The sequence below is a fragment of the Nocardia anocheti genome, assembly GCF_029675105.1.
GTDB lineage: Bacteria > Actinomycetota > Actinomycetes > Mycobacteriales > Mycobacteriaceae > Nocardia.
The window spans coordinates 1-24,148 of record NZ_JAQQFV010000007.1; the positions used below are offsets into that span (position 1 = coordinate 1).

23 protein-coding genes are annotated in these 24,148 nt (G+C 70.5%); 13 read left to right on the plus strand and 10 right to left on the minus strand.

Annotated features, from left to right (window positions below; genetic code table 11):
* Nucleotides 1-4 precede the first annotated feature (4 nt).
* On the minus strand, nucleotides 5-193 hold the full coding sequence (locus QC180_RS30375) for a hypothetical protein (RefSeq protein WP_474646487.1): 189 nt from the start codon (nucleotides 191-193) through the stop codon (nucleotides 5-7).
* 444 nt (nucleotides 194-637) lie between these two features.
* Here QC180_RS30375 and QC180_RS18965 point away from each other — a divergent pair, with 444 nt between their 5' ends.
* The gene (locus tag QC180_RS18965) at nucleotides 638-1,030 is read left to right on the plus strand and encodes a DUF6301 family protein (protein WP_278264523.1); all 393 of its coding nucleotides are present in this window, start codon (nucleotides 638-640) and stop codon (nucleotides 1,028-1,030) included.
* 270 nt (nucleotides 1,031-1,300) lie between these two features.
* Here the strand turns inward: QC180_RS18965 and QC180_RS18970 are convergent, their stop codons facing one another.
* Together QC180_RS18970 and QC180_RS18975 are read right to left on the minus strand one after the other, a co-directional pair.
* The gene (locus QC180_RS18970; RefSeq protein ID WP_278264112.1) at nucleotides 1,301-2,548 is read right to left on the minus strand and encodes a ribonuclease D; all 1,248 of its coding nucleotides are present in this window, start codon (nucleotides 2,546-2,548) and stop codon (nucleotides 1,301-1,303) included.
* A 22-nt stretch (nucleotides 2,549-2,570) separates the two neighbouring features.
* Nucleotides 2,571-3,122 carry a DUF3000 domain-containing protein gene (locus QC180_RS18975; protein WP_474646488.1) on the minus strand — a complete coding sequence of 184 codons (552 nt, stop codon included), beginning with the start codon at nucleotides 3,120-3,122 and terminating at the stop codon, nucleotides 2,571-2,573.
* A gap of 318 nt (nucleotides 3,123-3,440) precedes the next feature.
* Here QC180_RS18975 and hemE point away from each other — a divergent pair, with 318 nt between their 5' ends.
* The 7 genes from hemE (at nucleotide 3,441) to hemQ (ending at nucleotide 9,521) form a co-directional block, all read left to right on the plus strand.
* Nucleotides 3,441-4,496, plus strand: coding sequence for a uroporphyrinogen decarboxylase (gene hemE, locus QC180_RS18980; RefSeq protein WP_278264114.1), 1,056 nt, complete (start codon nucleotides 3,441-3,443; stop codon nucleotides 4,494-4,496).
* Between the two features lie 303 nt (nucleotides 4,497-4,799).
* A complete protein-coding gene (locus QC180_RS18985; protein ID WP_278264115.1) occupies nucleotides 4,800-6,155 on the plus strand; it encodes a protoporphyrinogen oxidase in 1,356 nt (451 codons plus the stop codon).
* Nucleotides 6,156-6,190: 35 nt separating this feature from the next.
* The gene (locus QC180_RS18990; RefSeq protein ID WP_278264116.1) at nucleotides 6,191-6,781 is read left to right on the plus strand and encodes an HAD-IA family hydrolase; all 591 of its coding nucleotides are present in this window, start codon (nucleotides 6,191-6,193) and stop codon (nucleotides 6,779-6,781) included.
* 101 nt (nucleotides 6,782-6,882) lie between these two features.
* Nucleotides 6,883-7,347 carry an RrF2 family transcriptional regulator gene (locus QC180_RS18995; protein WP_278264117.1) on the plus strand — a complete coding sequence of 155 codons (465 nt, stop codon included), beginning with the start codon at nucleotides 6,883-6,885 and terminating at the stop codon, nucleotides 7,345-7,347.
* A gap of 3 nt (nucleotides 7,348-7,350) precedes the next feature.
* Nucleotides 7,351-8,589 (plus strand): globin domain-containing protein, encoded by a 1,239-nt coding sequence (locus QC180_RS19000; RefSeq protein ID WP_278264118.1) that lies wholly within the window; start codon nucleotides 7,351-7,353, stop codon nucleotides 8,587-8,589.
* A gap of 52 nt (nucleotides 8,590-8,641) precedes the next feature.
* A complete protein-coding gene (locus QC180_RS19005; RefSeq protein ID WP_278264119.1) occupies nucleotides 8,642-8,797 on the plus strand; it encodes a hypothetical protein in 156 nt (51 codons plus the stop codon).
* Nucleotides 8,798-8,825: 28 nt separating this feature from the next.
* Nucleotides 8,826-9,521, plus strand: a complete 696-nt coding sequence (gene hemQ, locus QC180_RS19010) for a hydrogen peroxide-dependent heme synthase (protein WP_278264120.1) — start codon at nucleotides 8,826-8,828, stop codon at nucleotides 9,519-9,521.
* Between the two features lie 166 nt (nucleotides 9,522-9,687).
* On the opposite strand, the gene msrB is transcribed toward hemQ, so the two are convergent.
* The 4 genes from msrB to QC180_RS19030 form a co-directional block, all read right to left on the minus strand.
* Nucleotides 9,688-10,122: a peptide-methionine (R)-S-oxide reductase MsrB gene (msrB, locus tag QC180_RS19015; protein WP_278264121.1), complete on the minus strand. Its 435-nt coding sequence runs from the start codon at nucleotides 10,120-10,122 to the stop codon at nucleotides 9,688-9,690.
* A 50-nt stretch (nucleotides 10,123-10,172) separates the two neighbouring features.
* Nucleotides 10,173-11,504 carry a glycosyltransferase family 87 protein gene (locus QC180_RS19020; protein ID WP_278264122.1) on the minus strand — a complete coding sequence of 444 codons (1,332 nt, stop codon included), beginning with the start codon at nucleotides 11,502-11,504 and terminating at the stop codon, nucleotides 10,173-10,175.
* Nucleotides 11,505-11,586: 82 nt separating this feature from the next.
* On the minus strand, nucleotides 11,587-13,143 hold the full coding sequence (locus tag QC180_RS19025) for an alpha/beta hydrolase (RefSeq protein ID WP_278264123.1): 1,557 nt from the start codon (nucleotides 13,141-13,143) through the stop codon (nucleotides 11,587-11,589).
* 32 nt (nucleotides 13,144-13,175) lie between these two features.
* Nucleotides 13,176-13,937: a pyrimidine reductase family protein gene (locus QC180_RS19030; RefSeq protein ID WP_278264124.1), complete on the minus strand. Its 762-nt coding sequence runs from the start codon at nucleotides 13,935-13,937 to the stop codon at nucleotides 13,176-13,178.
* Nucleotides 13,938-13,972: 35 nt separating this feature from the next.
* Between QC180_RS19030 and zapE the strand changes: the two genes are divergently transcribed.
* Both zapE and QC180_RS19040 read left to right on the plus strand, forming a co-directional pair.
* A complete protein-coding gene (gene zapE, locus QC180_RS19035; protein WP_278264125.1) occupies nucleotides 13,973-14,992 on the plus strand; it encodes a cell division protein ZapE in 1,020 nt (339 codons plus the stop codon).
* Nucleotides 14,993-15,021: 29 nt separating this feature from the next.
* The gene (locus QC180_RS19040) at nucleotides 15,022-15,828 is read left to right on the plus strand and encodes a tyrosine-protein phosphatase (protein WP_278264126.1); all 807 of its coding nucleotides are present in this window, start codon (nucleotides 15,022-15,024) and stop codon (nucleotides 15,826-15,828) included.
* Between the two features lie 3 nt (nucleotides 15,829-15,831).
* On the opposite strand, the gene QC180_RS19045 is transcribed toward QC180_RS19040, so the two are convergent.
* The gene (locus QC180_RS19045; RefSeq protein WP_278264127.1) at nucleotides 15,832-16,371 is read right to left on the minus strand and encodes a GNAT family N-acetyltransferase; all 540 of its coding nucleotides are present in this window, start codon (nucleotides 16,369-16,371) and stop codon (nucleotides 15,832-15,834) included.
* Between the two features lie 37 nt (nucleotides 16,372-16,408).
* Between QC180_RS19045 and QC180_RS19050 the strand changes: the two genes are divergently transcribed.
* Both QC180_RS19050 and QC180_RS19055 read left to right on the plus strand, forming a co-directional pair.
* The gene (locus tag QC180_RS19050) at nucleotides 16,409-17,917 is read left to right on the plus strand and encodes a flavin-containing monooxygenase (protein WP_278264128.1); all 1,509 of its coding nucleotides are present in this window, start codon (nucleotides 16,409-16,411) and stop codon (nucleotides 17,915-17,917) included.
* A 66-nt stretch (nucleotides 17,918-17,983) separates the two neighbouring features.
* Entirely contained in the window at nucleotides 17,984-18,949 is a 966-nt protein-coding gene (locus tag QC180_RS19055; protein ID WP_278264129.1) for a LysR substrate-binding domain-containing protein, read from the plus strand.
* Here QC180_RS19055 and QC180_RS19060 read toward each other — a convergent pair.
* Entirely contained in the window at nucleotides 18,946-21,657 is a 2,712-nt protein-coding gene (locus QC180_RS19060) for a hypothetical protein (RefSeq protein WP_278264130.1), read from the minus strand. The genes QC180_RS19055 and QC180_RS19060 overlap by 4 nt on opposite strands.
* 373 nt (nucleotides 21,658-22,030) lie before the next feature.
* Between QC180_RS19060 and QC180_RS19065 the strand changes: the two genes are divergently transcribed.
* Nucleotides 22,031-22,984 carry a hypothetical protein gene (locus QC180_RS19065; protein ID WP_278264131.1) on the plus strand — a complete coding sequence of 318 codons (954 nt, stop codon included), beginning with the start codon at nucleotides 22,031-22,033 and terminating at the stop codon, nucleotides 22,982-22,984.
* On the opposite strand, the gene QC180_RS19070 is transcribed toward QC180_RS19065, so the two are convergent.
* Nucleotides 22,950-24,134, minus strand: a complete 1,185-nt coding sequence (locus QC180_RS19070) for a hypothetical protein (RefSeq protein ID WP_278264132.1) — start codon at nucleotides 24,132-24,134, stop codon at nucleotides 22,950-22,952. The genes QC180_RS19065 and QC180_RS19070 overlap by 35 nt on opposite strands.
* Nucleotides 24,135-24,148: the final 14 nt, after the last annotated feature.

Genomic DNA, 24,148 nt, shown 5'->3' on the forward strand with positions numbered 1-24,148 from the left:
TTACTCACTTCGAGACAGAACCTAGCCCCGGGTCTACGACGAACTCGAACAACGACGGATCACCGGCCATATCCCACGTCGCGGCACCCGCGACAAGGTGACCGCCGGCCGCTGGATCGTCGAGCAGACACTGGCGTTGCTGCACCAATACCGGCGCTTGGCAGTCCGTTGGGAACGCCGTACCGACATCCATCAGGGATTCCTCGACCTCGCTGCTGCGCTCATCTGCTGGCGACGAATCAGCAACCGAACCCGTTAGGTGCTCTTGGTGGGCACTGATGTTCCAGTGTGCTGCAGAAACTGTGATTCACACTTCATCGGGATAGTGGTCGATCCGTAATTGACTTTTGCAGGAGATATGATTTCGCGCTACAACAGTCATCGCTATGTGGATTTATGTCCGGTGTGTAAGCAGCGCTGGCGGACCGACATTTTGGAATTGGTTGCGAGTGCACCTTGTTCTGAATAGGGGCTACGACCGGCTGGCGGTCACAACCGGGCCGTCGGTGACTACGAGAAAGAGCTGTTTCTCAATGCGAGCAGATATTGAACGCGCTGCCCAGGCAGTGCGTGTGGCTACCGAGTTCGATTGGACGTGGACCGTTGACGATCTGCGGCGGTTCTGCAATGGTGTCGGCTGGCAGCTCAGCGGTCTTGGGGAAGATTCCCGAAAGCTACGACCAACCTAGAGGTCAATCGACCCGATGTATTGCTGTCTATAGGCGACGCACCGACAACCGAACTTTCGCGGCGGATCGATCAGATCTCGTTTCGCGCGAGCGATGTGGTTCTCGACCGAACTGGCTTGGGTCCTGAACTGGACGAGGTCTTCGATGCGCTAGTGCAGCGGGTGTTCGAGGTTCTCGGGAAGCGGCCGACGGATTGGTGGATCGAACCGACACGCGGATTGCGCTGGGATTTCGAGGCTGTCATCGTTACGGCCACGATCTCGGCAACATCGGTCTATGTGGACCTGGTCAGCCCTGCGTACCAGCAGTGGTGCGGAGAAATCGAGAACGAGTTCTGCTGATTCAGCCGGGCGCCGCGCGGTCCTTCCTGGAGCGGTTCGCCTACCCGAAGTCGGCGCCTTGATCGGTGTGGAGCTTAGCCGACCGCACCCGGTCGACGTGACGGTGTCGATCACGGCGGCCGTGGCCGACGTCGTCGGTGAGCGCAACGCGACGGTCCTGGGGAGAAGCAGCCGGATCACTTGGACGGGCACTCCCCGCCAGTAAGTCATCGGACGGCGCATCAGCTACAGGTCGCCGACATCGTCTGGCACGGCGCTCACGGCGAACGGTCAGGTGGTCGGGGTCAGGGCTTCGGTGAGGGTGGGGACGGTGAGGGTGCGTTGCCAGGGGCGGGCGCCGCCGGTGTGGAGGAAGGACTCGATGCGAGCGGACAGTTCGTCGGGGGTGCCGGGGTTCTTGTAGTCGGGGAGGGCGTCCCAGCAGAGGCGGCGGACCAGGTCGGGGGAGAGAAGGTTTTCGACCGGGATGGCGTACTCGGTGGAGAGTTTGCCCATGGCGCTGCGGGCGGTGTTGAGGCGTGCGGCGGCGGCGGGGTCGCGGCGTTCCCAGCGGTTGACCGGTGGGGGGCCGTCGAAGGGGAGGGTGAGCGGGGGGAGTTCTTTGTCGGGGAGGGTGCGGGCGCGTTCGACGGCGGCGAGCCAGTCGCGGGAGTAGCGGCGCTGGCGGGGGCCGCCGAAGACCGGCAGGTTGCGCAGCTGGGCGATGGTGCGGGGTTCGGAGGTGGCGGCGGCGACGATCGCGGAGTCGGGCAGGATGCGGGCGGGGGCCACGTCGCGGGCGCGGGCCAGGCCGTCGCGAGTGGTCCACAGTTCGCGCACGATCGCCAGCTGACGGGTGCGGCGCAGGGTGTGGATGCCGGAGGTGCGGCGCCAGCGGTCGGCCTTGGGCGTGGGCGGGTCCAGGGTGCGGACGTGCTCGAATTCCTCGGCGGCCCAGTCGATCTTGCCCTGGGTGGTGAGGTCGGCGGCGACGGTGTCGCGCAGTTCGAGGAGCAGTTCGACGTCGAGGGCGGCGTAGTTGAGCCACTCGTCGGGCAGCGGGCGGGTCGACCAGTCGGCGGCGCCGTGGCCCTTGCGCAGCGAGCGGCCGAGCAGGTTCTCGACCATGGCGGCCAGGCCGACGCGTTCGTATCCGGCCAGCCTGCCGCCGAGCTCGGTGTCGAACAGGCGGGCGGGGCGCAGGCCGAGTTCGGCGAGGCCGGGCAGGTCCTGGTCGGCGGAGTGCAGGACCCATTCCAGGCCGTTGATCGCGTCGGCCAGCGGGGTCAGCGCGTCGGTGATCGGGATCGGGTCGATGAGGAACGAGCCAGCGCCCGCGCGCCGCAGCTGGATGAGATAGGCGCGCGCGGAGTAGCGGAAACCGGACGCGCGCTCGGCGTCGACGGCCAGCGGACCGGTGCCCGCGGCGATGGCGGCGGCGGCCGCGGCGACCTCGTCGGCCGTCGCCAGCACAGGTGGAACCCCCTCGGCGGGGGCGAGCAGGGGCTCTGCTGCGGTGGGTTCCTCGGCGACCGGCATAACCGTGAACTCTACGTGGCGATCACGGACGATCGGTGTGGGTATAGGTCTCCGGTCGCAAATGAGTGATCCCGGCGGGTGGCAGTCCGGCCGCGAACGCGAGCACTTCGCAGAAGGCCTCCACGTGACGCCGCATCTCGGTGTTCATCGCCGTCCAGGACGCGCGCAGCTCCAGTTGGTGGGCGCGCGGCGGGCCCGCGATGTCGCCGTAGCGGACCGAACTGGTGGCGGTGACGGTGCCGCCGAGCGCGGTGAACGGCTCGCCGCGCGACTCCAGCGAGTCGACCAGCCAGCTCCAGGCCACCTCGGGGAGTAGTGGGTCGGCGGCCAGGGCGGCGTCGATGTCGGCCTGGATGTAGGCGACCAGGCGGAACACGCCGTTCCAGGCCTCGTCACCGTCCGGGTCGTGGAGCAGGATCAGCCTGCCGAACGCGTCGCCCTCGGAGTCGATGGGCACCGGACCGCCGTCGGGGTGGGTGACCTCCGCTCCGAGCGCATAGGAGAACGGCGCCAACCGTTGCGGGGGACGGATAGGCGCCAGCTCGATTCGGGGGTGCACTGTTGCGGTGCCCATCGCATCGACCGCCGCCCGGAAAGAAGCAGGCTCGCGGGGCGTTCCCCCGGTCGGTGCGGCGCCGTCGCGGATGTCGAGCGGTGTCACGAGGAGCAACCGTAGACGGTGGGCGGCCGGTGCGCGCGGAGGCGCGCCGCCGTCCGTGTGGCGTGCGGGGGCGCGTTGCGAAGGGCGCATTTTCCGGGCGCTGACGGTGCACGATGCGCGATGCGGAACGGGCGGTGGGCGGTTCGTCCGTTTCCGGTCGACGCGGCGGTGATCGGTGCGGTGCGTCACCGTGAGCCGGGAGCGTCGTCAGGTCACCTAGGATGAGCGGTGATGAGCACTTACACCCGCCGCCGGTTGACCGATGCCCCGTTCCTGGCCGCCGCCACCGGCGCGACGCCCAGCAGGCGACCGGTCTGGTTCATGCGTCAGGCCGGTCGGTCGCTGCCCGAGTACCGGGAGCTGCGCAAGGGCATCGGCATGCTCGAGTCGTGCTTCGACCCGGAACTGGTGTGTGAGATCACCATGCAGCCGATCCGCCGCCATGGCGTCGACGCGGCGATCCTGTTCTCCGACATCGTCGTTCCGCTCAAGGCCGCCGGGATCGATCTCGACATCGTGCCCGGTGTCGGTCCGGTCATCGCCTCGCCGGTGCGGACCGAGGCCGACGTGCGCGCGCTGCCGCGGCTGCGGCCCGAGGAGGTGGGCGCGGTCTCCGAGGGCGTGCGGCTGCTCACCGACGCGCTCGGCGACACCCCGCTCATCGGTTTCGCCGGTGCGCCGTTCACGCTGGCGTCCTACCTGGTCGAGGGAGGTCCGAGCAAGCAGCACGAGCGCACCAAGGCGATGATGCACGCCGACCCGCGGACCTGGCATGCCCTGCTCGGCACCCTCACCGACATCACCATCGCCTTCCTGCGGGCCCAGCTCGCGGCGGGTGTGGACGCGATCCAGCTGTTCGACTCGTGGGCGGGCGCGCTCTCCCTCGCCGACTACCGCGAATTCGTGCTGCCGCACTCGGAGCGTGTCTTCGCCGAAGTCGCCGACGCGGGTGTGCCGCGCTTCCACTTCGGTGTCGGCACGGGCGAGCTGCTCGGCGCCATGGGCGAGGCCGGTGCCGACGTGGTCGGTGTCGACTGGCGGGTCCCGCTGACCGACGCCGTGCGCCGCGTCGGTGCCGGAAAAGGCTTGCAGGGCAATCTCGATCCGGCCATCCTGTTCGCCGGATTCGACGCGGTCGAGAAGGAGACCCGCCGGATCGCCCGCGAAGCGGACGAGGCGATCACCCTCGGCGCGACCGGGCACATCTTCAACCTCGGGCACGGGGTCCTCCCGGACACCGATCCCGGCGTGCTGACCGCGCTGGTCGAGCTGGTCCACTCGCTCTAGCCGTTCCGGACGATCGACCACCACGCGCTGGGTGGCGTTCGCCGCCGAGGTGGATTCCGTCGGCCGAGGCCGCGACGCGAGTGTGGTGATCGCCGAGTCCGGCAGGTGATCGCGCAATGCGGGGCGGCGATCGTCGTTGCCGTAGGTGACTGTCTCGGCCCAGCGTGCGGGGGCCGAGGTAGGGACGCTCGGGCGTGCCGCTGGCGAGTAGCGGGCCTTGGCTCTGCTCGGCGTGATCCGTCCGACAGCTGTGCGGGTCGGGTCAGGGTGGGCCGGGGTGTGGGGCGCGGCTACGGTCGAGGGATGCGGATCGCGGTTATCGGGGGCGGAATCAGTGGGCTCGTCGCGGCGTATCGCCTGCGGCAGCGGCTGGGGGACGACGCCGACATCGTGGTGGTCGAACAGGGCACGCGGGTCGGTGGGGTGCTGCATACCGATGAATTGGCCGGGGGGCCAATGGATCTCGGTGCCGAGGCGTTCGTCGGGCGCCGTCCCGAGGTGATCGAGCTGATGGGCGAGCTCGGGATCGAGGATCAACTCGTGCGCCCTGCCGGGAAGCGGCCCCTCGTCTGGGCACAGGGGGCGGCGCATCCGCTGCCGGGGCGCACGCTGATGGGCATCCCGTCCGACGCGGAGTCGCTGCGCGGCCTCGTCGACGAGCAGACCCTCGCCCAGGTGGCCGCCGAGCCGCAGCGGCCGCTGCACTGGGAGCCCGGCGGTGACGTCGACGTGCAGAGTCTGGTCGCCGATCGGTTCGGCGCCCAGGTGGTGGCGCGCAGCGTGGACCCGCTGCTGGGCGGTGTGTACGCAGGGATCAGCGCGTCCATCGGTATCCGGGCCGCGCTCCCGACACTGGCCGCCGCCCTCGATCGCGGGGCCACCAGCCTCACCGAGGCGGTTCGGCAGGCGATGCCCGCGCCGAGTTCGGAACCGGTCTTCGGCGGACTGCGCGAGGGGTACGGTGCGCTGCTCGCGGCGCTGACCAGGGCGTCGGCGGCCCGGATCGTCACCACGCTCGCGGCCACCCGCCTCGCCACGGCATCGCGCGGATGGATCGTCGACCCGGTCGGCCTCGTCGACGCCGTCGTCCTCGCGACACCGGCCCCGGTCACCGCGCGCCTGCTGCACTACGTGGCACCGGCCGCCGCCGAAGCCGCCGCGGGCATCGAGCTGTCCTCCTCGGCACTGGTCGCACTGGCTCTGCCACGCGAGACCGACCTGCCGGACAACTCCGGCATCCTCGTCGCCACCGGAGAACCCCTGCGCGCCAAGGCTTTCACCCTGTCCAGTCGCAAGTGGCCGCACCTGGCCGACCGTGACGTCGCCCTGGTCCGCGCTTCCTTCGGCCGCTTCGGCGACGAGTCCCCGCTGTCCTGGACCGACGAGGACCTCGTCGCCGCCGCCGTGGACGACCTCACCACCGTCACCGGCGTGCCGATCACCCCCCTCGCCGCCGTCATCCAACGCTGGCCCGGCGGACTGCCCCAGTACGCCCCCGGCCACGCCGAGCGCATCGCCACCCTGGAATCCGCCCTCGCACCACTCGACGGCCTCGCCGTCGCGGGCGCCTACCTCCACGGCGTCGGCGTCCCGGCCTGCGTAGCCACCGGCACCGCGGCCGCCACCCGCATCGCGACGTCCCTGGCGACGCGCGCCTAGATTCGAACATCCTGCGGCACAGGCACACTGGTGTCATGCGAGAATTCGACGCGGTGCTGTGTGACCTGGACGGTGTGCTCCGCCGGTTCGACGAGGACCGTCAGCGGTGGATCGAGCGGCGGTACGGACTTCCGGTGTACGCGACCGCCTTCGCGCCGGAGCGTATGGTCCCCGCCGTGCTGGGGGAGACCACCGCCGCGCAGTGGCTGGCTTCGATCGCCGAGGCGCTGGGCGGGCATCCGGAGGCCGTGCGGGCCACCGAGGACTTCGCCGCGGTCGAGTTCTGGGTCGACGAGCAGGTCCGGGAGCTGCTCACGCCGATCCGGGCGGTGATGCCGCTGCTCCTTGTCACCAACGCGATGGACGACCTGGACGAACACCTGGCCCGGATGGGCCTGCGCGACTTCGCACACCAGGTGATCAGCAGCGCGATGGTCGGGGTGGCGAAACCCGATCGGCGGATCTACGAGATCGCCGCTGCCGCCGCCGGTGTCGCGCCGAACCGCTGCCTGTTCATCGACGATCGGGCCGAGAACGTCGAAGCCGCGCGGGAGCTCGGGATGCTCGGCATCCACTATCACGAGATCGAAGACCTGGCTCTGCTGCGTGGAGTCGCCGGACGATAGCGGGGGATTCGCGGTGACGGAAAATACGCACGGGGAGACGTAATAGATCGCACGGTGTTCGGGTGGGGGAAACTCGTGTCGGCGCCGATACGCTCGGGGACATGCAGCTCTCGCCCTCGACCGACATCGCGTTGCGGGCCGTCATGCGGCTGGCCGCCGGTGACGATACGGGTGGGCGGGTGACGACCGGGATCATCGCCCGGCAGGTCGGCGCTTCGCCGCGGCACACGTCCAAGGCCATCGCCCGGTTGGTGGCGATGGGGCTGGTCGAGGCCCAGCGCGGCCGGATGGGTGGGCTCACGCTCACCCGCGCCGGACGCGAGATCGGGCTCGGCACGCTGGTGCGTGACCTCGAGGACGATCGCGAGATCGTCGACTGCGCTGGCGAGCATCCGTGCCCGCTGATCGCGGCGTGCCGGTTGCGCAAGCTCCTGGCCGAGGCGAAGGCGGCGTTCTACGCCGAACTCGACCGCTACGTCGTCGCCGACCTGGTGTCCGGTCCCGCCGGGCGTTTGCTGCAACTGCTCGCGCACCCTGGCGCGGGCCCCGGTAACACCCAGGAGTGAACCATGAGCACATCCGTCCGTCGCGGCGCCCCCGAACTCGCCCCGGCCCACGCCGACATCGTCCGCGCGACCCTGCCCCTGATCGGCGCCAATATCGACGCCATCACCAGCGCGTTCTACGCGACCCTGTTCGAGCGGCACCCCGCGCTGCGACGCGACCTGTTCAACCGAGGCAACCAAGCCCAGGGCAGCCAGCAGCGCGCCCTCGCCGCGTCCATCGCCACCTTCGCCGGATACCTGGTCGACCCCGACCTGCCGCACCCCACCGCGCTGCTCGCCCGGATCGGCCACAAGCACGCGTCCCTCGGGATCACCGCCGATCAGTACCAGGTGGTGCACGACAACCTGTTCGCCGCGATCGTGGAGGTGCTCGGCGCCGACGTGGTCACCGATCCGGTGGCCGCGGCCTGGGACGCCGTGTACTGGATGATGGCCGATGCGCTCATCGACCTGGAGAAGCAACTCTATGTGGCCGCGGGCGTCGAACCGGGCGAGGTGTTCCGGAAGGTCCGGGTGACCGCGCGCGCCGACGACGCGGCGGGCACGGCCGTGTTCACCGTCGCCGCCACCGATTCCGGCACCGAACTCCCGGATTTCCTGCCGGGACAGTACATCTCGGTCGGCGTCCGGCTCGCCGACGGCGCCCGCCAGCTTCGGCAGTACAGCCTGGTCAACGCTCCCGGTGGCGGTCTGCTGGAATTCGCCGTCAAGCGGGTGCGGGCCGGGCATGGCTGCCCGGCCGGTGAGGTGTCGAATCACCTGCACGACACTGTCTTCGCCGGTGACGAAATCGAGATCACCCTGCCCTTCGGCGATCTCACCGTCGACACCGACGCCGACACCCCGCTGGTGCTGATCTCGGCGGGCATCGGCAGCACCCCGATGATCGGCGTGCTCGAACATCTCGCCGCGCGCACCCCGCACCGGCCCGTCGAGGTGCTGCACGCCGACCACGCCCCCGGCACGCATCCCCTGCGCGAGCGGATGCGCGCGCTGACCGAACGGCTGCCCGCGGCGAGCCTGGACCTCTGGTACACCGAGCCGACGCCGGGCGCCCACCTCGGCAGGCTCGACCTCACCGAGGTCACGCTGGCGCCGGACGCGGAGGTCTATCTGTGCGGCGCCACCGGGTTCCTCGACGCCGCCCGCGCCCAACTCGCCGCCGTGGGGGTGCCCGCCGAACGCGTGCACGTCGAACAGTTCACGCCCACCGACTGGCAGGCGCTGAGCTGCCCCGTCTGAGCTGCGGCGTGTCACCGGTCACGGCGGTGTCGATCGGGCATGATCGCCCGCTGTGACCACCAGCGACGAGCACGGACACCGCACCCTCATCCTCGACCCCGACCTCGGTCCGGTCGAATTCCACGCCGATCGGGTCAGCACCGTCGTCTCGATCTTCGGCACCGACGAGAACCGGCCGTGGCGCACGGACCGGGCCACCCCGAGCTGACCGGCACGACAGTGGCACGATAGGAATCATGGCGCGACTCGATTATCAGGCTCTCAACTCCACCATCCGCTACCTGATGTTCTCGGTGTTCCAGGTCCAGCCGGGCGTGCTCGGCGAGGACCGCACCGCGGCGATCAAGGAGGCGCGGGAGTTCTTCGACGGCCTCGCCGACAAGGGCGTGGTGCTGCGGGGCATCTACGACGTGGCGGGCATGCGCGCCGACGCGGACTTCATGCTGTGGACCCACGCCGAGCGCGTGGAAGACCTGCAGGCCGCCTACGCCGACTTCCGCCGCACCACCGAGCTGGGCCGGGCCAGCGCGCCGGTGTGGAGCAATGTGGCGGTGCACCGGCCCGCCGAGTTCAACAAGAGCCACATCCCCGCCTTCCTGGCCGGGGAGGACGCGGGCAACTACATCTGCGTCTACCCGTTCGTGCGCTCCTACGAGTGGTACCTGCTGCCCGACGAGGAGCGTCGCAAGATGCTGGCCGACCACGGCAAGGCCGCGCGCGGCTACCCGGACGTGCGCGCCAACACGGTGAGCTCGATGGCCCTGGGCGACTACGAGTGGATCCTCGCCTTCGAGGCTCCCGAACTGCACCGCATCGTCGACCTCATGCGCGACCTGCGCGCCACCGAGGCGCGTCTGCACGTGCGTGAGGAGGTGCCGTTCTTCACCGGCCCGCGCGTGGAGGTCGAAAAGCTGGTCACCGCCCTGCCGTGATTCTGGAGCGCTGGCGCGCTCGAGTTCGCGGCCCCGGGGGTCCCGTCGATCAGGCACCGTCGCTTGCTCCTTCGTCGCGTACGCAACGGCGCCTGATCGACGGGACGGCCGCGAACCGCCGCTGCGCGGCGGGACCCTCCTCAGGGTCGGGTCGTGCGGGGTCAGGTCAGGCGGATTCGTCCGGTACGGCGGGCTGCAGGCGCAGGGCGATGGAATTGATGCAGTAGCGCTGGTCGGTGGGGGTGGGGTAGCCCTCGCCCTCGAAGACGTGGCCGAGGTGGCTGTGGCAGTTCGCGCACAGCACCTCGACGCGGCGCATGCCGAGCGAGTCGTCGGAGCGCAGGATCACCGCGTCGGAGTCGGCGGGGTCGAAGAACGACGGCCAGCCGCAGTGCGAGTCGAACTTCTCGGTGCTGCGGAACAGTTCGGCGTCACAGGCCCGGCAGGTGTAGACGCCCTCGGTCTTGGTGTCGGTGTACTCACCGACGAACGGGCGTTCGGTGGCCGCCTCACGCAGGACGGCGTATTCCTGCGGGTCCAGTTTCGTCCGCCACTGCTGCGGCGTCAGCTGAATGCGCGGTGTGGGCAACGAAGAACTCATCACTCCACGCTAATGGTTTTCGCCGGAACGCGCCGCGAGCGCGGCCCGCGCTACTTGAGCGCGGGTTCGCGATCCTCGACCGGTTCCTCCGGCGCGACCGGGTCCTGCTCGGCCGACGCGGCGGTGGCGCGCGCGGTGACGGGGGTCTTGCCCTCGCGCGGTTCGGGCGCGTCCGTCAGCCAGACCGGGTCGATGCCGAACCGCAGCCTGCCCTCGCGGCGCGCGGCCAGGTAGCGATCGCCCAGGACGCAGAACACGACGATGAGCAGCAGACCCCAGCCGAAGGTCACCCGCAGGTATTCGAGGTTGCGTCCGACGCCCTGCCAGCGGTCCGAGAGCCACTTGTCGTAGGTCATGAACCCGAAGATCGCCAGCCAGGCGGGCCAGTTGCGCAGCACCGAATTGCGCAGCACCACCGACATCAGGAACGGGAACAGCATCATCGAGTAGTACATCTGGCCCAGTGAGAGCAGCAGGAACGACGCGGTGAGCAGCACCCCGGAGAAGGTGGTGACGAAGAACAGTTCGTCGTCGCGGTAGTAGCGCCACAGCAGCCACAGGGTGAGCGCCACGATCACCGCCATCACGCCCTGGATCAGCAGGATCAGCCAGTGCGGCAGCCCGTAGTAGGCGCCGTTGCCGCCGATCGAGCTGTTGAAGTAGTCGCGCGTCTGCGCCAGATACGGCACCACCCGGGTGAAGAACTTCTCCGGATCGGCCGACAGCGGCCAGGCGATGGCGGTGAGCGCCACCGGCACGCCGAGCGCGGTGATGAAGACCTTCCACTGCCCGCGCACCGCCGCGAGCAGCAGTAACGGCGCCAGCGTGGGTTTGACCGCGATGCTCAGACCCAGCGCCACACCCGCCCACAGGTCGCGGCGTTTGAGCAGCAGGTGCAGGAACACCAGCTCGGCCAGCAGCAGGCAGCCGTTGACATTGGTGAAGACCAGCGTGTTGGTCACCGTCTCGGAGGTGAACATCGCCAGCAGCAGCGCGGGCGCGGCGATCGAACCCAGACCGAACTTGAACAGCCGCAGGATCAGATACCAGGCGATCAGGATCGCGACCGCGTTGAGCGCGATGAACAGCCACCGCGACAGCTCGTACTCGATGACCGCCACCGGCGCGATCAGCAGCGTCCCGCTCGGATAGTAGAGATAGTGCGGGTCGACCGAGGAGAAGTCGGCGGTGTACAGGGGCCTGCCGTTGAGGAACTCGAACGACGCGTTGTAGACCGGTCGGTAGTCGTCGGTGATGAACCCGTTGATCGCCTTGATGAAGACACGGTTCAGCACGGTCATGACCGCGAAGGGCCACAGTGCGAACTTGATCACCTCGGCGGAGGTGCGAGCGGTACGAGGCTCGAGCTGTCGGAACAACACTGGGGCACGGTACACCGAATCACGGTGTGATGGTGTCGCCGGACCCGTCCGACGCGCCGAAACGCCGGGGTCAGCGCCCCGCTCAGGCCGGGCAGGCGCCGCCGTCGCCGGGCAGTTTCGCCTCCGCGAGATAGGCGTTGGCGGCCTTCTGCGCGCACCCGGAATGCGCGAGCACCGGATGACCCCAGCCCTGCCAGCTCATGGTGGCGTGCCGGGCACCCGCGACGCCCAGCGCGCCGGTGACCGAGGCCGCCGCACTGCCCACCACCGGATCGGCCATCCCGGTGAACACCAGTACCGGCATGTCCAGCTTCGCGGGCAGTGGCGGCGCGGTGGACACCGGCCAGGCCGAGCACACCATCAGCTCGATCGCCGCGGTCGGCCCGAACACCGGGTACTTGCTCGCCCAGGTCCCCAGCAGTTCGCGCGCCTTGTCCGGAGTGGGGGACTGCTGGCTGTCGGTGCACCGGTTGACGAACTCGCCGTCGGAGTTGATCGCGGCCGATTCGCGGGTGACCAGCGCGGCCAGCGGGCCGCGATCGCCGCGGTCGGCGGCGGCGAGGATGTCGGCCAACGCGGTGACCCGTCCGGCCTGGTCGCCGCGTGGGCTGGACAGGAACCCGGTCAGCGCGGTGGACAGGTCGGCGGCGGAGATCTCGCCGAGCTCACCCGCGTTCGCCTTGGCCATCAGCGCGGTGACACTGGCGCGCGGGTCGGCGCCCAGCGCGCAGTTGGCGGCCTTGCAGCGTTGCGCGAAGGCGGTCAGCGCGGCCTCGGCGCCGGTGACGCGGGCCTCGGTCATGGTGGTGGCGTCGGCGTTGACCGGCTCCGGGGAGTCCAGCACCAGCCGGGCCAGGTGATCGCCGTAGCGGCGCGCGTAACTGAGCGCCACCTTGGTGCCGTTGCCGGTGCCGAGCAGATTGATCTTCTCGACCTGCCACTGCTTGCGCAGCTGCTCGATGTCGTCGGCGGCGTGCGGCGCGTCGAAGGTGCCCTCGTAGGGCTGCAGGAAATCGCGGCAGGCGATGGTGGCGTCCTGGCTGTATCCGGCCACCGCCCCGACCCGGTCGTCGCTGCCGACCCCGAACTGGCCGAGATCGGTGAACACCGCGCGCAGCTGCGCGGGAATGCAGTCGATGGGCTGGGAGGAGCCGATGCCGCGCCGGTCCACCGCCACGATGGGCTGGGCGGCCAGCAGCGCGCTGTCGGGGCCGATCGCGAGCCCGGCCAGCGTCGAGGCCGAGGAACGGTCCGAGCCGGAGGTGAGTACCAGGGGCGGGGCGTCGGCGGGAGTCTGGGGCAGCCGGGCGCGCACGGCGCCGGTGCGGAAGGTGCCGATCACGGTGCCCGCGGTGTCGATCGGGGTGGAGAACTCCGCGCAGTCGAGCACCAGGCCCGCCGGGGCCGGACCGAAGTCGAGCGAGCCCAGGGTCGCGGCGGTGCAGTCACGCCAGGCCAGATCGGTCTTGGGGACCTCGGCGGTGGCCGGTTCGGGGGTGGTGGGCGCTTCGGTCTGCCCGCCGCCGCCCGCACCGGGACGCTCGACCGCGACGCCGGGCCGATCCGACGGACCTGCCCCACATCCCGCGAGCATGATCGACAGTGCGGCGGCCGTCGCCGCGGCCCGAGTCCAGCGCATGGGCTACACACTGCCAGGTTCGGCGCCAGGTTTCATCGACGGGCCCATCGGGCCAGGACGGTGCCGTCCTCGGCGAGCACCAGCTGCTTGCGTGCCATCGGCTGATCGAATCCGCTCGCCGACAGTGAGATTCGCCCGCCCGCCCCGCCGACCAGCACCGGCGAGGTGCTCAGGCACAGTTCGTCGACCAGCCCGGCCTCGGCCAACTGCCCGAACAGATGCGGTCCGCCCTCACAGAGCACCCGGTGCAGATCGCGCTCCGACAGCACCCGGACCAGCGCCTGCGCGGTGATCGCCGCCTCGCCCGCGACCACCACCTCCGCCCCCGCGTCCCGTAGCGCGGCGAGCCGGTCGGCCTCGGCGTGCGCGGTGGTGATGATCAGCGGCGCGGTCTCGGCGTCGGTGAACAATTTCGCCGCCGGATCCAGGTCCGCGCGCGCGGTGACGACCGCGATCGGCGGCGGGGCGCCATCGGCACTACCGCCGATCCCGTGTCGGAAATGCGCCCGTCGACGCTCCGGATCGGGGTGCGCGCCACCGTAGTTCTCGGCGCGCACGGTGCCAGCACCCACCAGGATCACCTCGGCCAGTTCGCGCAGCACGTGGAACACCTGGTGGTCGGCATCGGTGCCCAAGCCCTTGGACACCCCGTCGACGGCGAAGGCCCCGTCGATGCTGCTCACGAAGTTGGCCCGCAGCCACGGCCCGGCCAGCTGGCGCGGGTAGGCGTAACACCTGGCCAGTGCGTCGTCGTCGAGGTCTGCGAGCTGGGTCACATTGTGGATACGCTGCATAGGAACCGATGCAACCACGTATCTACCATTTGTCCATGCAAGAACGCCTCGTCGATCGCCATCCGGAGGTCCCGGCCGACCAGCTCGTCGCCCAGATGGTGCCTCCGCCCATGTTCGACGAGGTGAGCTTCGCCTCCTACATTCCCGACCCCAAGGAACCGAGCCAGGCGGCCGCGGTCCGCAAGGCCGAGGAATTCGCCGGTCAGGTCGCCAAGATCCACAAGGCATCGTCGAAGAAGAGCCTGTTCGGCAAGAAGAAGGCGGTCTCGGGCGCCGGGCTCTACCTCGACGGCGGCTTCGGTGTCGGCAAGACCCACCTGCTCGCCTCGATCTTCCACAGCGCGCCCGCGCCCAAGTCGTTCGGCACCTTCGGCGAGCTGACCAACCTGGTCGGCGCGCTGGGCTTCGTCAACGCCGTCGAACGCCTCTCGGCCAACAGCCTGCTGTGCATCGACGAATTCGAACTCGACGACCCGGGCGACACCACCATGGTCTCGCGCCTGCTCACCGAACTCTCCGCCGCGGGTGTGTCGATCGCCGCCACCTCCAACACCCTGCCCAGCCAGCTCGGTGAGGGCCGCTTCGCCGCCCAGGACTTCCTGCGCGAGATCAAGAAGCTCGGTTCCATCTTCGAGCCGGTGCGCGTGGACGGCCCCGACTACCGCCACCGCGACCTGCCGCCCGCCCCCGAGCCGACCTCCCCGGACGTGCTGGCCGAACGCGCCGCCACCACACCGGGTTCCACGCTCGACGACTACGACGCGCTGCTGAAGCACCTGAGCACGCTGCATCCGTCCAAGTACGGCGCGCTGATCAACGGCGTCACCTCGGTGTTCATCTCCGGCGTGCACCCGGTGACCGACCAGGCCGTCGCGCTGCGCATCGTGGTGCTGGCCGACCGTCTCTACGACGCGAGCATCCCGGTGACGGTCTCCGGCGCCAAGCTCGACGAGATCTTCTCCCAGGAGATGCTCGACGGCGGCTACCGCAAGAAGTACCTGCGCGCGATCTCGCGTCTGCTGGCGCTGTCGCGGTTCGAGGCCGCCGCCGCGTGATCGTCGGTCCCCGGGTGTAGCTTCTGGGCATGCTGACAGTGCCCCGAGTTCGTGCCGTGCGCGCGAGCCTGTCCGTCGCGACCGCCGTGGCCCTGCTGTTCGGGCCGGTCGCCGGGCAGGTACTCGCCGCGCCCGCACCGGCGAACGAGAACGCCACCGCCGAACGGCTGCTCGGGCTCTCCGGCGTGCCCAACGCCAGGGACGCGGGCGGCTATCGCACCGTCGACGGCCGGTGGGTGCGCACCGGGCTGTTCTTCCGGTCCGGCGCGCTGGACAAGGCCACCCCGGCGGACCTGGCCCGGCTCAGCGCGCTGGGCGTCACCGTCGTCGACGACCTGCGCACCGGCTACGAACGCTCGCTCGCGCCGGACAAGCTGCCCGCGGGCGCGACCGGACACTCCTACGACGTCATCGGTCAGGCGCCCCCGCTGATCCTGGCGGGCGCGCTGTTCGGCGGCGAGGGCATGTACCGCGCCTTCATCACCGCGCCCGGCGCCAACGAGGCGTTCGCGGCGGTGCTGCGCGGCATCATCGCCACCGACGGCGGCGTGCTGTACCACTGCAGCGCGGGTAAGGACCGCACCGGCTGGACCTCCGCGCTGCTGTTGAGCCTGCTCGGTGTCGACCGCGCGACCGTCACCGTCGACTTCCTGCTCTCCAACACCTACCGCAACGCCAACCCCGGCGACCCGCTCAACGGGGTGCAGGGCGAATGGCTCGACGCCGCCTTCGACCAGGCGACCCTGTCCTACGGCAGCTTCGACGGCTACGTGCGCGAGGGCCTGGGCCTGACCGAGGCCGAGCTCACCGCGCTGCGTGCCAAGCTGCTGGTCTGAGGCTCACAGTGCGCACTCGTAGACGAAGTCGTCGTGCACCTGGTTGCCGACGTGGAAGGTCTTGGTGCCCACCCGCGTGAATCCGTGCTTGGCGTAGAACTTCTGCGCGCGCTCGTTGGCCTGGTTGACCCCCAGCCACAGTGCGTCCGCGCCCGCCTCGCGCGCGACCGCCACCACCGCCGCCATGAGCGCCGCGGCCACCCCGCTGCCGTGATGGCCGGGCAGCACGTACATCTTGCTCAGTTCCACCACCGTGCCGGGACGGACCTGCGCGTCCACCTCCGGATCGCGGGGGCGTCCCGCCACGAGCATCGCGTAGCCGACGATCTCGTCGCCTTCGACCGCCTTCAGTACCGTCCGGTCCGGATCGGAGAGGTATTCGCCGAAACGTTCGCCGGAGAGCATCTGCTCGAGGAAGATCTCGATGTCGCCCGGAGTGGCCTCCGGCGGGCAGGCCAGCGGAAAGGTCGCCGCGGCCACGTCACTGAGGGCTTCGGCGTCCCAGAGTCCGGCCCGATCGACGACGACGGAACTGTTGGTCATCAATCCAGTACAGCACGGGTCGAGTAATCTCTCGGCCATGACGAGCGGTAGCCGCATCGGGATCGTCGGTGCGGGAGTGGCGGGTTTGGCCTGCGCGAAGGTTTTGAGCCAGGCGGGTTTCCCGGTCGAGGTCTACGACCGGACTCCTGATGTCGGCGGTGTGTGGAGTGCCACTCGCCGCTATCCGGGGCTGCGCGCGCACAACAGCAAGTACACCGGTCAGTTCAGCGACCACCCCATGCCGGAGGACTATCCGCGCTGGCCCGACGCCCAGCAGATGCAGGCCTACCTGGCCGGGTACGCGCAGCACTTCGGCCTGGCCGACACCCTGCGCCTGGGCACCGAGGTGGTGGCGGCCGACCCGGTCGACAGCGGCTGGCTGCTCGAGTTCCGCGACCGCGACGGCGTGCACCGCACCTCCTGCGATCATCTGATCGTCGCCAACGGCGTGCACAGCGAGCCCTTCGTGCCCGCGCTGCCCGGAGAGGCCGCCTTCCGCGCCGCCGGTGGCCAGTTGGGCCACGTCTCCCAGTTCCGTGATGCCGAGCAGGCGCGGGACCGGTCGGTGGTCGTCATCGGCTACGGCAAGTCCGCCTGGGACGTCGCCGAGGCCGTCAGCCACTTCGCCGACGACACCACCGTGGTCGCGCGCAGGCTCACCTGGAAGATGCCGCGCACCTTCGGCGCCGGTATCGACTACGAGCGCCTGCTGCTGACCCGCGCGGGCGAGGCACACTTCCGCTCCCGCCTCCCGCGCCGGGCCGAACGCCTACTCGACCGCTCCGCGCTACGCGAGACGAACATGGACCTGCTGCAGGAGCGGATCACCCGCAGGCTGCGGCTGCGCGAGCTCGATCTGGTGCCGGAGGGCTCGATCACCGATATCGCGACCAGCAGCGCGAGTCTGGCCACCGAGGGCTTCGTCGACCAGGTGGAGGCAGGCCGCATCCAGGTCTGCCGCGACACCGAGGTCACCGAACTCATCGGCGGCCAGCACGGACCCGCCGTCCGCCTCGCCGACGGCAGCGTGCGGCTGGCCGACCTGGTCATCTGCGCGACCGGGTACAAGCAGGAGGTGCCCTTCCTCACCCCGTTCGTGCGGCGCGCACTCACCGACGAGGCGGGCGATTTCCGGCTCTTCCGCAACATCCTGCCGGTGGACGTACCCAACCTGAGCTTCGCCGGATACAGCAGCTCGAACCTGAGCGCGCTGGGCGCCGAGGTGAGCGCGCACTGGATCGCGGGCCTGCTCACCGGCAAGTTCGTGCCGCCCATGCCGGAACTGATGAATTCCGAGATCGACGAGCAGCTGGCCTGGTCGCGCGAGCGCACCGAGGGCAGGCACGCACACGGTGCCTCGGTGGGTCCGTTCTCGCTGGCCGCCATCGACGAGATGCTCGAGGATCTGGGTCGGACCCTGCCGTGGAGCACCCGGGTGGGGCAGTGGGTGCGCCCGGTGCGGCCCGCGTCCTATCGGGGCGTGCTGCGCGGTCCGGTCGTCCCCGTGCCCGCGGCGCCCGCCCCCGCCGCGTTCACCGAGGGATAGCCCGACACGCCGGTCGGTGGTCGCGCAACGCCGGAGCGCGAGACCGGCAATGGTGATAATCCTCGCGTGGATGCGCTGGATCTGAACCTGTTGCTCGCGCTGGACGCGCTACTCGACACCAACAGCGTGACCGAGGCCGCCCGGCGGCTGCAGACCTCCACCTCGGCGATGAGCCGCACCCTGACCCGGCTGCGCGTCGTGCTCGACGATCCGCTGCTGGTGCGCTCCGGCCGGGCGCTGGTGCCCACCCCGCGCGCGCTCGAGCTGCGCCACGATGTCGCGCACCTGGTCGAGCAGGGACGCACGCTGCTCACCGCGCGCGACGGCGGCGAGCCCAGGCACCGGGATTTCGTCGTCCGGGTCGGGGACGCGGTGGCGGCGCGGCTTTCCGGGCCGCTGCTGGCCGCGGTGCGGGCCGAACTGCCCGGCGTGAGTGTGCGGTTCCTGGCGGCCGATCCCGCCGACGGCTCGGTCGCGCTGCGCGACGGACACGTCGACGTGGAGGTCGGCATGCTCGGACGCACCGACCCGGAGACCGTGGTGCAGCGGCTGTTCGCCGATCGTTGGATCGGCGTGGCCGCCGCCCGCCACCCGTTCGCCGCCGCCCGGCCCACCGTCGCCGCCTACGCCTCCGCGTTGCACCTGGAGGTCTCGGCCACCGGCCGCACCCACAGCCCGATCGACGACCGCCTGGCCCTGCACGGCCGCACCCGACGCGTGGTCGCCACCGTCCCCGACCTGGCCACCGCGCTGTTCACCGTCACCACGACCGAACTGGTCTGTCCCGCCCCGGAACAACTCGCCGCCCCCGCCTGCGACGCGCTCGGCGCGACCGTGTTCGACATCCCCCTCCCGCTGCCCGATCCCGTCGTCGCGATGGCCTGGCACCCCCGCAACACCGCCGACGCGGGCCACCGCGCCCTGCGCGAGCTCATCGCCGAGGTCCTCGTCCCCACCCGCGCGCCCACGGTCGAACTGCTCACGCCACCGGTCGAACTCGTCGCGCCGCGCGCCGAACCCGCCTCGGCCTAGCTCTCGGGCGTCGGCGGCCCGAACACGTCCCGCCGCCCCGGCGGCAACCCCGCCGACCGCTTCAACTCGTCGAGCATGGCCTGCAACTTGTCGACGTGCGCGCGCTCGATATCGAACGCCCGGAACGTCCCCGTCACGGTGATCCCCGCCGCGTCGGTGGCCGTGGGCGGCTCGGGGTCCGCGGGAGTGGTGTGATCCCGGTCCTTGGGCAGTCCGATGGTCGGCGGGTCGTAGGCCGTGGGCGGGATGGTGAGTTCGGGCGTGGGGGAGTGGTCCCCCGTGGGGTCCGAAGCCGGGTTGTACTGTGCGAACTCGCTCGGGGCGGTGGATTCCGCCGAGGAGGTGACCTCGGGCGGCGCGAGCCGAGCAGGAGGGTTCGCGATGGCCGGGGAGTCCATCGACCCCTCGGCCGTCACCGGACCGGTCGGCTGTGACCCGACCGTCTGCTGTGCGCTCGTGCCCAGCTCGGAGGGGCGGGTGTCGTACGGGTCCACCGATTGGGACGTTCTCGCCTGCAGCGCGCCGGTGTTCGCCTGCTGGGCGCCGGTGTTCGGCTGCTGGGCGCCGGTGCCCGGCTCAGCGGGCCGGACGACGAATGGATCCGTCGAAGGGGATGTGACCGCCTGCTGCGCGCCGGTGTTCGGCTGGTGTGCGCCCTGCTCGGCGGGACGGGCCGCGAACGGGTCCGTCGAAGGAGACATGCTCGCGTGTTGCGCGCCTGCGCTCGGCTGATGGGCGTCTGGCTCGCCGGAGCGGGTGGCGAACGGGTCCATCGACGCGCTGGCCTGTTGCGCGCCTGTACTCGGCTCCCCGGGTAGGGCGGCGAATGGGGCGGTCGAATCGGATGCTCGGGTGACAGGTGTCGAATCTGTCTGCCGGTCCGGTGCGGGAAGCTGGGGTGCGGTGGACGGCGGGGCGCTCGCGGCAGCGGGCGTGGTCAGGTTCCGGGGCGTGAAATCGTCGAACAGGGAGTCGGCCCGCCGCGTCGAATCGGTGGTGAAACCGTTGCGGGCGTGCCCATTTCGCGGCGGAATCGGCTCGGCGCTGGCAGGAGTCTCCTCGGCGAACGACCAATGGAACCCGTTGGCGGTGGTGCCCTGATCGACGTGCTCGGAACGCCCTCCTGCCGTCAGCCCCGCCGCGCGCGGATCCGGCGCGGTGGAGCCAGCGCCATTCCGCGAGGCGGGTGGGAGTTCGATACCGCTGTCGTCGGCACCCTTCGCCGTCGACTCCTCGCGAGTGGCCGCGCCGTCGGCCCGGACCGAATCATCGGACCGCACCGAGCTGTCGGTCAGCCGATTCGCTGGCCGCGCGCGCCCGACACCGGCAGACGACACCGGTCGAACATCCTCCGGTGACACAGACGAAAGATGTTCGCCCACAGGGACATCCCCGGTCGGCCCGGCACCGATCACCCCGTCGACCACGCCGCCGCGAACACTCGCGGTCGCCGGTTCATCGACTACCCCGTCGACCACGCCGCGAGCACCCAAGGACGCTGCTCCCTCGACCGCCCCGTTCTCCCTTTCGGGTCTCCGATCATCGCGCGCCCCACCGGGCTCGCGCACATCCGCGGCCACCTGTTCGGTCGTCACACCTGATCCGCGCCCATCAGCGGTCGCCCGGTCACTGACTGGCCCGCTCCGGTCCGCACCACCCGCCAGGGCCCGGTCGTCCGCCGAATCCGGTACCACCCGTGCGCTGTTGAGCGCGGAGAACGACACGGCCCGCTCGGGAACCTCGCTCACCGAGGAACGAGGAGTCTCCGACCCGGAGTGCCGCGAAACCGCCGTCCCGGCTTGCTCGGAAGCATCCGACCCGGCCGACGGCTCATGTCCAGCCGTCTGCCGCACACCGGGATGCGAAAGACGTTGGGGTGCTGTGCGTTCCGAGCTGCCGGTCTCGGCGCGTTCGGAGGGGGTGACCTCCTGCCGCGACGCCTCGTGTCCTCGCGCGGGCACACCGATCCCCGCCGCCACCCCGGCCTTCCCCCCGCCGGGGGGTGTCTCGGCGTCGAGGCCGACGGACGCGAGCCCGTTCGTCTCGGGCGCGGAAGGCGCGCTGGGCTGAGGCGTGGAGTGATCGAGTCGCGTCCCATTGCGGTTGGTCGACACCTCGTCCGGCGTTGCGCCGCTGTGCCTTTCGGCCATCTCCTCGACCGAGTCGGTCTCACGCTCGACGGTGACCACCGCGACCCCACCGGGCGCGTGCGCCGCACGCGGGACCGGGGTGACGGTGATCGGCCAGGTCGGATCACCCAGGTGATCGGTGGCGGTCGGCCGCAGGGCGGACTGTCGACGCTCGAGCGGCGGCCGCGCGCCGTCGATATTGCGGAAAGGGTGGGGCGCAGGAGGTTCCGGCGCGACGGCGGCTTCGGCGGCCCGCTCCGCGGCTTCGGCGGCCTCGCGCACCTCGCGCCGACTGGGCGTGGTGCGGGTGGGCCCGCGGGTGCCGGGCTCGGGATCGCCGCCGTCGAGTGCGTCCAACCGGGAACTCAACCGCGAAATGTCCTGTGACGCATGGAAAGCCCAGGACTCCAGCCTGCGGATCCGGATCTGGTCGGGCACATCGTCGTCGTTCGGGAAGGGCGGGATCTCCTGCTGGACCCGCGCGGCGACCATATCGAGCTTCTCGCTGACCTCACGCAGCGCCGCGGCGATACTCGCCAGCATCGACCCGATGGTTTCGTCGTGCTCCGCGTGGTTCATGCACACCCTACTTCCCGTGGTAGGCGAGCGGGCCCGCCTCGGCCGCAGCGATCATATCCACCGGTGCCGTCGAGTGCGTCCTCGCGCCGGACCGGCCCACCCATCGGGGACACGCCGAAGCGTTTCTCGATCGGGATGAATCGGACACGCAACAGGCCCGGTCTGTGTATCGAAATGATCAAGATCTCGGGGACGTTCTGCGACGTCGGCACAATGAAATAGCTTGATATACAGGTCAAGCCGTATTTGTGATCTCGCTCACCGAAGGGTGACGCACCCGAGCGCGGGTCAAGGGGGCTGGCGGCGTGTCGGATGCTGCGGGAACCTGGTGTCCAGGGCGCGGGCGAGATGCCCTTGGTGAGGGAGTGATGGTGTGAGGACGACGCGGCGCAGTGACACCCAGGTGGTGTGCGGACGACGGGCTCTGCTCGACGAGCTCGGGATCTCCGAGGGCAGTCGGCGGGCGGCTCCCGAACGAACCGGCTACGGCTGTGGCTGTCCCGAATGCGCGGCCGCGCAGTGGAACACGCAGCGACTCGAACACTGGATCTGCGGTCGACTCACCGCGGCGGGCGCCGACGAAGCCGAGGTCGACACCCGGGTCGGCGACATTCCGGTCGACATCTACTGGCGCCGGGGCGAGCGCCGCTGCGTGGTCGAGGTGCACAGCGGTCCGCTCGACATCACCGCCGCGCGCGAACATCGGAAACGGTTGCGGGCGGCCGGAATCGACGACGTGCTGTGGGTCTGCCCGCAGGGCTACTGGGTGCCGCTGGTCCCCGCCGTCGGCGTGCCCGACTTCGCTCCGGCGGCCGCGGACTACCGCATCGACCAGGGCATGCTCACCGCCGGGGAGACGGGTTTCGCCGCTCCCGCGCAGGCGAGCACGGAACTGCGTGACTTCCTCGAGGGCTGGGTGGTCGGCGAGATCGAGTGGGGCCATCGGGATCTGACGACAGGAGGGTGGGCCGAGGTGGGCACCTGGGAACGGCATACCGCGGCGCAGGCCGCGACGATCGAGCGTCAGCGCCGCGAGCTGCGCGATCAGCGGGTGGAGTTGGCGGTCTCCCGCCAGGCCGTGCGTGACAAGCAGAAGCTGGTGACGCGTCTGCACAATCGGATCGACCGCGCGGGGGTCACCGCCGACGCCGAGGCCATCACCCTGGCCGGGGTGCGCAGCGAACTGCTCGCCCAGCAGCGCATCGCCGCGGGGCTGCGCGCGACGATCGGGCGGATGGACCGCACGATCAATCAGTGGCAGTGGCTCACCTGCTGCGCGATGCTGCTGGTGATCACCCTGATGGCCGGGGCGATGGTGGTGCGCTGAGCCGCAGCGGCATCCGGTCCCACCGCCAGTCGTTGCGCAGGACCAGTCCGGCCAGGTCCAGCAGGTCCAGGCCGGTGTCCGCGCACAGGGCGGTCAGCGCGGCCCGGTCGTAGGGCGCCTGGGCGAGGTCGGCGGCGACGCGCTCTTCGACGGCCGGGTCGATGTCGCGTGTTCGTAATCGGTCCGGACCGAGCGCGCTGCCGGTCCAGGGCAGCCAGCCCCAGCCGTGCTCGTGCGCGTGGGCGCGGGTGAGCTCGTTCTGGATCCGACTGTGGTGGAAGGCGATCCGGCCCAGCGGCACCACGTCGACGAGCACGACGCGACCGTCGGTGAGCTGGGCCGCGACGGTCGGGTAGTGCTCCTGGTCCGCGCCGTCGAAGCGGTAGGTGAGCGCGACCGGTTCCTCCTGGAACGTGGCGACCGAGGGCGCGGCGTCGAGGGTCCGCAGCAGGCGGGCGGCCAGTGCGGAGTCGTAGGCGACCTCGCGGCCCACCTTGGCCAGGTAGAAGCGGCCGCGCCCGTCGTCGTCGCGATCGGCGCGCGCCGACGCGGTGGGCAGCGGCGCGGGGGACCCGGCAAGCCATTCGACGCCGGTGAGCAGCGCGTCGAGGTCGTCGGTGTCGTCGTCGGGGGAGTGGAGTTTGGCCAGGATGCTGGCGGTCTTCTTCTGCCAGCCCAGGATTCGCTGCATCACATAGCCCGCCACCCGCTTGGCGTCGGCCTGGTCGTGTCCGGCCAGGCGCAGCTTCAGATACGACCACTCCATCGCCACCAGGTCGGTGTCGGTGGCGTAGGTCTCGGCGAGCAGGGTCCGGGTCAGGCGCAGGTCACCGACCGCGCGCGGATATCGATGGGCGAACACCGCGGTCGCACGGTGTCCCGAGCGGGCTGCTTCGCGCACGACCTGTCCGATCGCCTTGGCGTAGAGCTGACGGACCCGGTCGCGCGCCAGGTCGTAGCGGGCGCCGACCTGGGTGAGGGTTTCCGGGCGCCTGCCGCCGATCCCGAGCCGCAGCGCCACGATCCGCGCGTCGCGGGCCGCGCGTTCGGCATGCTCGACGAGCAGTTCACCGACCAGGTCGTCGAGCTCTTCCAGCTCGAACGAGACCTCGGCGGCGATATCGTGGCCGACCTCGCTCGCGGTGCTCACCGTGCAACCTCCCT

What these genes read in the sequence shown, in the direction of transcription:
- hemE (WP_278264114.1), top strand. Translation starts at nt 3,441, where the DNA reads ATGAGCACTTACACCCGCCGCCGGTTGACCGATGCCCCGTTCCTGGCC.
- QC180_RS19050 (WP_278264128.1), top strand. Translation starts at nt 16,409, where the DNA reads ATGACGAGCGGTAGCCGCATCGGGATCGTCGGTGCGGGAGTGGCGGGT.
- QC180_RS19060 (WP_278264130.1), bottom strand. Translation starts at nt 21,657, where the DNA reads ATGAACCACGCGGAGCACGACGAAACCATCGGGTCGATGCTGGCGAGT.
- QC180_RS19045 (WP_278264127.1), bottom strand. Translation starts at nt 16,371, where the DNA reads ATGACCAACAGTTCCGTCGTCGTCGATCGGGCCGGACTCTGGGACGCC.
- hemQ (WP_278264120.1), top strand. Translation starts at nt 8,826, where the DNA reads ATGGCGCGACTCGATTATCAGGCTCTCAACTCCACCATCCGCTACCTG.
- QC180_RS18975 (WP_474646488.1), bottom strand. Translation starts at nt 3,122, where the DNA reads ATGGGCACCGCAACAGTGCACCCCCGAATCGAGCTGGCGCCTATCCGT.
- QC180_RS19000 (WP_278264118.1), top strand. Translation starts at nt 7,351, where the DNA reads ATGAGCACATCCGTCCGTCGCGGCGCCCCCGAACTCGCCCCGGCCCAC.
- QC180_RS19030 (WP_278264124.1), bottom strand. Translation starts at nt 13,937, where the DNA reads ATGCAGCGTATCCACAATGTGACCCAGCTCGCAGACCTCGACGACGAC.
- QC180_RS30375 (WP_474646487.1), bottom strand. Translation starts at nt 193, where the DNA reads ATGGATGTCGGTACGGCGTTCCCAACGGACTGCCAAGCGCCGGTATTG.
- QC180_RS19025 (WP_278264123.1), bottom strand. Translation starts at nt 13,143, where the DNA reads ATGCGCTGGACTCGGGCCGCGGCGACGGCCGCCGCACTGTCGATCATG.
- zapE (WP_278264125.1), top strand. Translation starts at nt 13,973, where the DNA reads ATGCAAGAACGCCTCGTCGATCGCCATCCGGAGGTCCCGGCCGACCAG.
- QC180_RS19040 (WP_278264126.1), top strand. Translation starts at nt 15,022, where the DNA reads ATGCTGACAGTGCCCCGAGTTCGTGCCGTGCGCGCGAGCCTGTCCGTC.
- QC180_RS18995 (WP_278264117.1), top strand. Translation starts at nt 6,883, where the DNA reads ATGCAGCTCTCGCCCTCGACCGACATCGCGTTGCGGGCCGTCATGCGG.
- msrB (WP_278264121.1), bottom strand. Translation starts at nt 10,122, where the DNA reads ATGAGTTCTTCGTTGCCCACACCGCGCATTCAGCTGACGCCGCAGCAG.
- QC180_RS18985 (WP_278264115.1), top strand. Translation starts at nt 4,800, where the DNA reads ATGCGGATCGCGGTTATCGGGGGCGGAATCAGTGGGCTCGTCGCGGCG.
- QC180_RS18990 (WP_278264116.1), top strand. Translation starts at nt 6,191, where the DNA reads ATGCGAGAATTCGACGCGGTGCTGTGTGACCTGGACGGTGTGCTCCGC.
- QC180_RS18970 (WP_278264112.1), bottom strand. Translation starts at nt 2,548, where the DNA reads ATGCCGGTCGCCGAGGAACCCACCGCAGCAGAGCCCCTGCTCGCCCCC.